We start from the raw sequence: 8,143 nt of genomic DNA on the forward strand, positions 1-8,143 counted from the left end.
CGCATCGCCATGCGTGCCGACAAAACCGACAAGAGCTTTGCCGCGTTCATTCACCTCGCCGCCGCCATCATAAGCTCCAGATGAATATCAACAGCCCTTAGTGCATGTCGCCCAAAAGGGACCCTGGTTTTGGGAGAACGACACGCAGAAAACAAAAACTTTAAGCGCGTCGCTTGAATCTGTTCAACGCGACGCGCTTTAAGTCCACAGCGATCGCCGGCCCTGCCCTTGCCAAGGCCAAGGCTTTCCAGTTAATTCCGCGCGCATTCCCCTGTTTTCTTTGCGCGCGATCCCCGCGTGCTGCGGAGTGCGCGACATGTCCCTTCCCGAAAAAGCCTTTCCAGTCTCCTGGGACCAGTTCCATCGTGACGCCCGCGCGCTTGCGTGGCGGCTTGCGGGTGCCAACAAGGGGCAATGGAAAGCGATCGTCTGCATCACGCGCGGCGGGCTGGTTCCGGCTGCCATTATCTCGCGCGAACTCGGCATCCGCGTCATCGAGACGGTCTGCGTCGCCTCCTATCACGACTACACCAGCCAGGGACAGTTGCAGGTCCTCAAGGAGATCACCCCCGCCCTGCTGGCCGACGACGGCGCCGGCGTGCTGATCATCGACGACCTGACCGATACCGGCAAGACGGCAGGCATCGTGCGCGCGATGATGCCGAAGGCGCATTTCGCCACTGTCTACGCCAAGCCGAAAGGCCGGCCGTTGGTCGATACGTTCGTCACCGAAGTCAGCCAGGACACCTGGATCTATTTCCCGTGGGACATGGGCTTCACCTATCAAAAGCCGATCGCCGACGATCACGCCGGCTGATTCGCGACAGCGCGTTTAAATTTGCAACCGCCCCGGGCCCATTTGCTTGCGAAATGGTCCGATAGGTTACCATTTCTTGTGAATTCGACCTTTGTTGGCGGAAATTGGCCAGTGCATCCAAAGTTTTTACTTTTATTGCTGACAATTGGCCGTAAGATTCGTGAGGCGGCAAACGATTCTGGAGGCTGGGGCTAGCTTCTCCGATGTTGACAAGGCCAACGACCCACAACCATCTGGCCGAAAGGGTCCGGCGACTCTTCGGTACGGCGCCGTGCCGTCTGCAGGTTGCTGCCCTACCCTGGCGGGATACCGGTAACGGCGTCGAGGTCCTGCTGATCACCAGCCGCGATACCGGCCGCTGGGTGTTGCCCAAGGGCTGGCCGGAGGCCAGGGAGCCGCTCTGCGAGGCTGCCGCGCGCGAGGCCGGCGAGGAGGCCGGGCTGCGCGGAACGGTGTCGCACCTTGAGGCCGGTCGTTATTTCTACGCCAAGGTGTTGGCTTCCGGCGAAGAAGTGCCGTGCGAAGTCCTGGTGTTTCCGCTGCACGTCGACAAGATCGCCGATCGCTGGAAGGAAAAAAACTCGCGCACCCGCAAATGGGTCAACTCCAAGGACGCGGTACGCATGATCAACGAACCCGACCTTTGCCAGATCATCGCCTATTTCTGCGCCGACCCACATAGATTTCCCTGATCGGACGTCCGGCGCCAAGGGCCCGGTCCACACCTGTCAGGCACACCGGCACGGTTTTCGATGCGACGCCATGAATGGTTTGCTAACCATTCACGGATAAGAATCGTTCGGCGTGTTATCGATGGTGAACCCTGTAGACGCACTACCGGAAGATTCCGGCGAGCCCAAGCGCGAGCATCGTCCGCGCGTGCTCAAGGGTGGAACGATCATCACCGGGATTCAGAACTCGGAGGTCGGCTGCACGCTGCGCAATCAGCACGACAGCGGCGCCGAACTGAAGATACCGCTCGAGGCTCGGGTTCCCGATCGCTTCCTTCTCTACGTGCCACTCGACGGCATCGCCTATCGGTGCGAGGTTCGCTGGCGCCGCAAGGACCGCGTCGGGGTGCAGTTCACCGGCACCGAGCCAAAGCCGAAAATGCATTACGGCTAATCCCTCGTGATATAGCGGCAAAGTGATCGCCGCGCGGCAATTCTATCCCCGTTATCCACATATGTGACACACAAGATGTTGGGGTCACAAAAGCTACGCAAACGAATCCTTGACGGCGCAAAACGAGTCGCCTTTTATAGGCCATGCGCTCCTGTTGAGAGTGCGACCGGAAAGTTCTGAGCCCGGTCTTTTTCCCGGATTATGTGCGTTTTGCCTGCATTTGCGCCTGTTTACGAGGCCGGCGGAAGCGTTGGGGTTGTGAGGCGGTTGGGGACGATAGGGAGAATTGTCGGACTGGAATAAATTGTCTGTTAACACTATATTTAGTGTTTGCAGGCAAGTTCGACGCTAGATAGTGTGAATTTCCCTCGAGTGAGGGAATCGGAAAAATCAGTTTTGAGGGACCCGCGGGGTTCGTCAGCGTGTTGGACAGGCACTTCGCAAGGAGTTTGACCAGCAGGGCCGGCGGAGACTGCGAAATGGAGAGCCGGCCGTTTTCGAACGCCGGCAGGCGGCGGACATGCGCGTTTCGCCTTGGGGGCAGAAATCCCCTGACGAAAGCGCTATATATAGACAAAAGGGATCGGACCAATGCGCATCGAGCGTCGTTTCACCAAGCAAGGGCAATCGGCTTACGCGGAGATCGAATTCCGCAAGGCACTTTCGGAGATCAAGAATCCGGATGGCTCGGTGGTGTTCCGTCTCGACAATATCGATGTGCCGGCGCAATTCTCCCAGGTCGCCGCCGACATCCTGGCGCAGAAGTATTTCCGCAAGGCCGGTGTCCCCGCGCGGCTGAAGAAGATCGAAGAGAACGACGTCCCCTCCTTCCTGTGGCGCTCCGTCGCCGATGAGGCCGAGCTTGCCAAGTTGCCGGAGGCCGAACGCTACGGTTCCGAGATCGACGCGCGCCAGGTCTTCGACCGGCTGGCCGGCACCTGGACCTACTGGGGCTGGAAGGGCGGCTACTTCAAGGCGTCAGAAGAAGACGCCCGCGCCTTCCGCGACGAGCTTGCCTACATGCTGGCCACCCAGCGCGTGGCGCCGAATTCGCCGCAATGGTTCAACACCGGCCTGCACTGGGCCTATGGCATCGACGGCCCAAGCCAGGGCCACTTCTATGTCGACCCGTTCACCGGCAAGCTGACCAAGTCGAAATCCTCCTATGAGCATCCGCAGCCGCATGCCTGCTTCATCCAGGGCGTGCAGGACGACCTCGTCAACGAGGGCGGCATCATGGACCTTTGGGTGCGTGAAGCGCGCCTGTTCAAATATGGCTCCGGCACCGGTTCCAACTTCTCGCTGCTGCGCGGCGAAGGCGAAAAGCTGTCCGGCGGCGGCCGCTCGTCCGGCCTGATGAGCTTCCTCAAGATCGGCGACCGCGCGGCGGGCGCCATCAAGTCGGGCGGCACGACCCGCCGCGCCGCGAAAATGGTCATTGTCGACGCCGACCATCCCGATATCGAGGAATTCATCGACTGGAAGGTCAATGAAGAGCAGAAGGTCGCCTCGCTGGTCACCGGCTCCAAGATCGTCAAGAAACATCTCGAAGCGATCATGAAGGCCTGCGTCAACTGCGAAGGCCAGGACGACGACTGCTTCGACCCGTCGATCAACACCGCGCTGAAGCGCGAGATCAAGGCGGCCAAGAAGTCCGCTGTGCCGGAGAACTACATCTACCGTGTCATCCAGTTCGCCAAGCAGGGCTACACGTCGATGTCGTTCAAGACCTACGACACCGATTGGGATTCGGACGCCTACCTCACCGTTTCGGGCCAGAACTCCAACAATTCGGTGTCGCTGAAGGATAACTTCCTGCGCGCTGTCGAGGACGATGCCGACTGGCACCTCACCGCCCGCAAGGACGGCAAGGTCCTGAAGACGCTGAAGGCGCGGGATCTGTGGGAAAAGATCGGCTACGCCGCCTGGGCTTCGGCCGATCCGGGCCTGCATTTCAACACGACGATGAACGACTGGCACACCTGCGCCTCCGCCGGTGCGATCCGGGCGTCCAATCCGTGCTCGGAATACATGTTCCTCGACGATACGGCCTGCAACCTGGCCTCGATCAACCTCCTGCCCTACCGCAACGCCGACGGCACGATCGATATCGCCGCCTACGAGCACACCGTGCGGCTGTGGACCATCGTTCTCGAAATCTCGGTCATGATGGCGCAGTTCCCGTCGAAGGAGATCGCCAAGCAGTCCTATGAATACCGCACGCTCGGCCTCGGCTACGCCAACATCGGCGGCCTGCTGATGACGTCGGGCATTCCTTACGACTCCGACGAGGGCCGCGCCATCTGCGCCGCACTCACCGCGATCATGACCGGCACGGCCTATGCCACCTCGGCCGAGATGGCCGCCGAACTCGGCGCCTTCGCCGACTACGACCGCAATGCGCAGAACATGCTGCGTGTCATGCGCAACCATCGCCGTGCCGCCTATGGCGACAAGCAGGGCTATGAGAAGCTCGCCGTGAACCCGGTGCCGCTGGTCGCCTCCGACCTGAAGCAGCAGGACCTTGCGGTGCACGCCAAGGCCGCCTGGGACCGCGCCATCGAATTCGGCGAGGAGCATGGCTATCGCAATGCACAGGCGACCGTCATCGCGCCGACAGGCACGATCGGCCTGGTCATGGATTGCGACACCACCGGCATCGAGCCCGATTTCGCGCTGGTGAAGTTCAAGAAGCTGGCCGGCGGCGGCTACTTCAAGATCATCAACCGCGCCGTGCCGGAAGCGCTGCGCACGCTCGGCTACTCCGAAGCCCAGATCGGCGAGATGGAGGCCTATGCGGTCGGCCATGGCAATCTCAATCAGGCGCCCGCAATCAATCCCGGCGCCCTCAAGGCGAAGGGGTTCACCGACGACAAGATCGCGGCACTCAACGCAGCCTTGAAGTCGGCCTTCGACATCAAGTTCGTCTTCAACCAGTGGACGCTCGGCGCCGACTGGGTCAAGGAGACGTTTGGCTTCACCGACGAGCAGCTCAACGACTTCTCGTTCGAGATGCTGCCGGCGCTGGGCTTCTCCAGGAAGGACATCGAGGCCGCCAACATCCATGTCTGCGGTGCGATGACCCTTGAGGGAGCACCATTCCTAAAGGACCAACACCTCGCGGTGTTCGACTGCGCCAGCCCGTGCGGCAAGATCGGCAAGCGCTCGCTGTCGATCAACAGCCACATCCAGATGATGGCGGCGGCGCAGCCCTTCATCTCCGGCGCCATCTCCAAGACCATCAACATGCCCAACGATGCGACGGTGGAAGACGCCAAGGGCGCCTACATGCTGTCGTGGAAGCTGGCGCTGAAGGCCAACGCGCTCTACCGCGACGGCTCTAAGCTTTCCCAGCCGCTCAACTCCTCGCTGCTTGCCGATGGCGAGGACGACGAGGACGAGGCGATCGAGCAGCTGATCGCCGCACCGGCGGCGGCGCGCGCCGCACAGATCACCGAGCGGATCGTCGAGCGCATCATCGAGCGCGTGTCGCGCGAGCAGGAGAAGCTGCCCGGCCGCCGCAAGGGCTACACGCAAAAGGCCAAGATCGGTGGCAACACCATCTTCCTGCGCACCGGCGAATATGACGATGGCCGTCTCGGCGAGATCTTCATCGATATGAACAAGGAAGGCGCGACCCTGCGTGGCCTTCTCAACAACTTCGCCATCGCCATCTCGCTCGGCCTGCAATATGGCGTGCCGCTCGACGAATATGTGCACGCCTTCACCTTCACCAAGTTCGAGCCGGCCGGCATGGTGCAAGGCAATGATGCCATCAAGAGCGCGACGTCGATCCTCGACTACGTGTTCCGGGAACTCGCGATTTCCTATCTCGGCCGCAACGACCTCGCCCATGTCGACCAGTCGGACTTTTCCAACACCGCGCTTGGCCGCGGCATCAGCGAAGGCAAGACCGACGCGGTGTCGAAAGGCCTGACCCGTGGCGCCTCGCCGGTGAAGCTGGTGTCGCGGGTGAGCGGCAACGACCCGAAGGGCTTTGCGGCTCCTTCAGGTGCCCCTGCCCGCTCGGCGCCGACCGCCTTCTCCGGCTCCAACGTGCTGGCGCTGAAACCGGCCAGCGACGAAGCGGTCGCCTATAAGCGCGACTATGAGGAACGGGCGAAGGAATTGGCCGAGGACATCGCCTTTGAAGAAGCGGCGGGCGCTGCTTCCGTAGCCTCGGACACCACGGCGGCACTGTTCACTGACGCCGCGGCCAATGAAGCGGCCGAGGCAAAGAAACTCGCCAACGACCGTCGCGCCAAGTCGCTGCTCCAGGGCTACACCGGCAATTCCTGCTCCGAATGCCAGAACTTTACCATGGTGCGGAACGGCACGTGTGAGAAGTGCGATACGTGCGGCGCGACGAGCGGGTGTAGTTGAGGCTTCTTGAAATTGGTGCCACACCCAAAGTTGGGTACCTGAAAGCCAATGTTGTGTACCTGCGGCGTCGACCAAGGGGACGCCCCTGAAAGGCAAGTCCCTATTAGGGCAAGTTCGCTACTCGGCGCTGCCAGCGCCTGGCGATAGTCAAGCGGTTCGCGGCGGGCTCAGGCTTGCCGCGAAATGCCAGGTCGAACGAATCGTGAATCAACCCTGAGACGTAAAAACATGAGTCTGGTTGCAGAGCCCGAAATGGAAGATCAGGTGCCAGCAGAGCCGCGCCGCGGTCGCCGACGGGCGCTACCGGACAAGGTCAAGAACATTGTATGGGGCCGGGCTGCTGGACGGTGTCAGTATGCGGGATGCAATGCCCTGCTGATCGGCGACGATGTGTCGGGAGCTGCCAACGCTAACGCGGCCTATATCGGGCACATCATTGCGGACTCGGCGGATGGGCCGCGGGGCGATCCGATTCTGTCACCCAAACTCGCCCAGGACCCCGACAATCTGATGCTGGTCTGCGACCTCCACCATCGCGTTTTCGATCGCGAGATGGTCTCCGAGCATCCCGCGAATGTCCTGATGGCAATGAAGCGCCGCCATGAAGTCCGCATCCGGACGGTCACAGCCATCGACGAGGATCTGAGCAGTCATGTCATTCGATACGCTGCGAGGATCGGGACCAACGAATCCCCCGTGGCCAAAGGCGATCTCAAATGGTCGATGATCCCGGATCGCTATCCGCTTGATGACGGTTGGATCGATCTCGATCTCGCGACGCTCGATCTGCTCGATCACGAACCGGATTTCTGGCGCATCCAAGTCCGTAACCTTCGGACCGGCTTTGCCGAGAAAGTCCGCGGGCGGATGGAGCGGCAGGAAATCCCTCGCCTGACGGTGTTCGGACTGGCGCCGATCCCTCTCCTGTTCGAGCTGGGCCGTCTGATCTCCGATATCGCGACCGCGGACGTCCGGCAGTTGCTGCGCAGCCCCAAGGGCTGGAAGTGGGACCCGAAGGCTCCGCCGCTCCAGTTCAACGTCCTGCGGCCGCCCGGTCTGGTCGGCCAGGTCGCGCTGAAGCTGGCAATCAGCGCATCTGTCGTAGACGAGCGAGTCCACACAGTACTCGGCAACGATGCGGCAATCTGGTCCATCGAGGCTGACGGGGCCCATAATGACATCATGCGCAGTCAGGCCGATCTGGCCGAGTTCGCGCGTCTTTTTAGAACTACGCTGGACGCCATCAAGGTTGCCCATGGCGAGAACACGATCGTGCACGTGTTTCCCGCCGTTCCGGTTTCCGTTGCTGTCGAGGCTGGTCGCTCCTGGCAGCCGAAGGCGCACCCCGCTCTCAAGATCTACGACCAAAACAGGAAGCTGGGCGGCTTCATTTTCGCCCATGAACTTGAACACGCCAGTTAATCAGGAGTTTTTCATGAACGTGCATTTGCTCCCGACGATCACCCCAGAGGCCGACGAAGTTCTCGAAGACCTCGCCAAAGAACTTGAGATACCCGAGCGTCGATACGAACAGGCGGAGACGAGCTATAAGTCGCTGGGCGACTGGCTCAACCGACCGGAGTCGACAATTCGGCAATATGAGCCGCAGGTCCACGTCCAGGGGTCGTTCGGCCTCGGCACCGTCACGCCACCGCTCACCGCGGACGAGCACTACGACATCGATGCCGTCTGCGAGTTTCGTCGCCTGACGAAGAACGCGATCACGCAGGCCAATCTAAGGCTTGTTGAGATTCAGGATTCCGCCTGAGATTGGATTGTGATTCAAGCTTTGGATGGAACGATTCGTGCTGACGGACG

6 protein-coding genes are annotated in these 8,143 nt (G+C 61.1%); all 6 read left to right on the top strand.

Features of this window, described 5'->3' with window-relative positions:
- Positions 1-316: 316 nt before the first annotated feature.
- The 6 genes from gpt to AC07FD_RS18015 all read left to right on the top strand — a co-directional run bounded on the left by gpt (position 317) and on the right by AC07FD_RS18015 (position 8,093).
- A complete protein-coding gene (gene gpt, locus AC07FD_RS17990; protein ID WP_006200882.1) occupies positions 317-817 on the top strand; it encodes a xanthine phosphoribosyltransferase in 501 nt (166 codons plus the stop codon).
- A 203-nt stretch (positions 818-1,020) separates the two neighbouring features.
- Positions 1,021-1,509, top strand: coding sequence for an NUDIX hydrolase (locus AC07FD_RS17995; RefSeq protein WP_095090754.1), 489 nt, complete (start codon positions 1,021-1,023; stop codon positions 1,507-1,509).
- 121 nt (positions 1,510-1,630) lie between these two features.
- A complete protein-coding gene (locus AC07FD_RS18000) occupies positions 1,631-1,942 on the top strand; it encodes a PilZ domain-containing protein (protein WP_478350934.1) in 312 nt (103 codons plus the stop codon).
- Positions 1,943-2,533: 591 nt separating this feature from the next.
- A complete protein-coding gene (locus AC07FD_RS18005) occupies positions 2,534-6,325 on the top strand; it encodes a vitamin B12-dependent ribonucleotide reductase (protein ID WP_478350935.1) in 3,792 nt (1,263 codons plus the stop codon).
- Between the two features lie 228 nt (positions 6,326-6,553).
- Positions 6,554-7,747, top strand: a complete 1,194-nt coding sequence (locus tag AC07FD_RS18010; protein ID WP_478350936.1) for an SAVED domain-containing protein — start codon at positions 6,554-6,556, stop codon at positions 7,745-7,747.
- 13 nt (positions 7,748-7,760) lie between these two features.
- The gene (locus AC07FD_RS18015) at positions 7,761-8,093 is read left to right on the top strand and encodes a nucleotidyltransferase family protein (protein WP_478350937.1); all 333 of its coding nucleotides are present in this window, start codon (positions 7,761-7,763) and stop codon (positions 8,091-8,093) included.
- Positions 8,094-8,143 lie beyond the last annotated feature (50 nt).

This window comes from Mesorhizobium waitakense (assembly GCF_056431085.1).

Bases quoted from the DNA above. Each gene is read 5' to 3' on its own strand.
- AC07FD_RS18015 (WP_478350937.1), top strand. From the start codon at position 7,761: ATGAACGTGCATTTGCTCCCGACGATCACCCCAGAGGCCGACGAAGTT.
- AC07FD_RS17995 (WP_095090754.1), top strand. From the start codon at position 1,021: ATGTTGACAAGGCCAACGACCCACAACCATCTGGCCGAAAGGGTCCGG.
- AC07FD_RS18005 (WP_478350935.1), top strand. From the start codon at position 2,534: ATGCGCATCGAGCGTCGTTTCACCAAGCAAGGGCAATCGGCTTACGCG.
- AC07FD_RS18010 (WP_478350936.1), top strand. From the start codon at position 6,554: ATGAGTCTGGTTGCAGAGCCCGAAATGGAAGATCAGGTGCCAGCAGAG.
- AC07FD_RS18000 (WP_478350934.1), top strand. From the start codon at position 1,631: ATGGTGAACCCTGTAGACGCACTACCGGAAGATTCCGGCGAGCCCAAG.
- gpt (WP_006200882.1), top strand. From the start codon at position 317: ATGTCCCTTCCCGAAAAAGCCTTTCCAGTCTCCTGGGACCAGTTCCAT.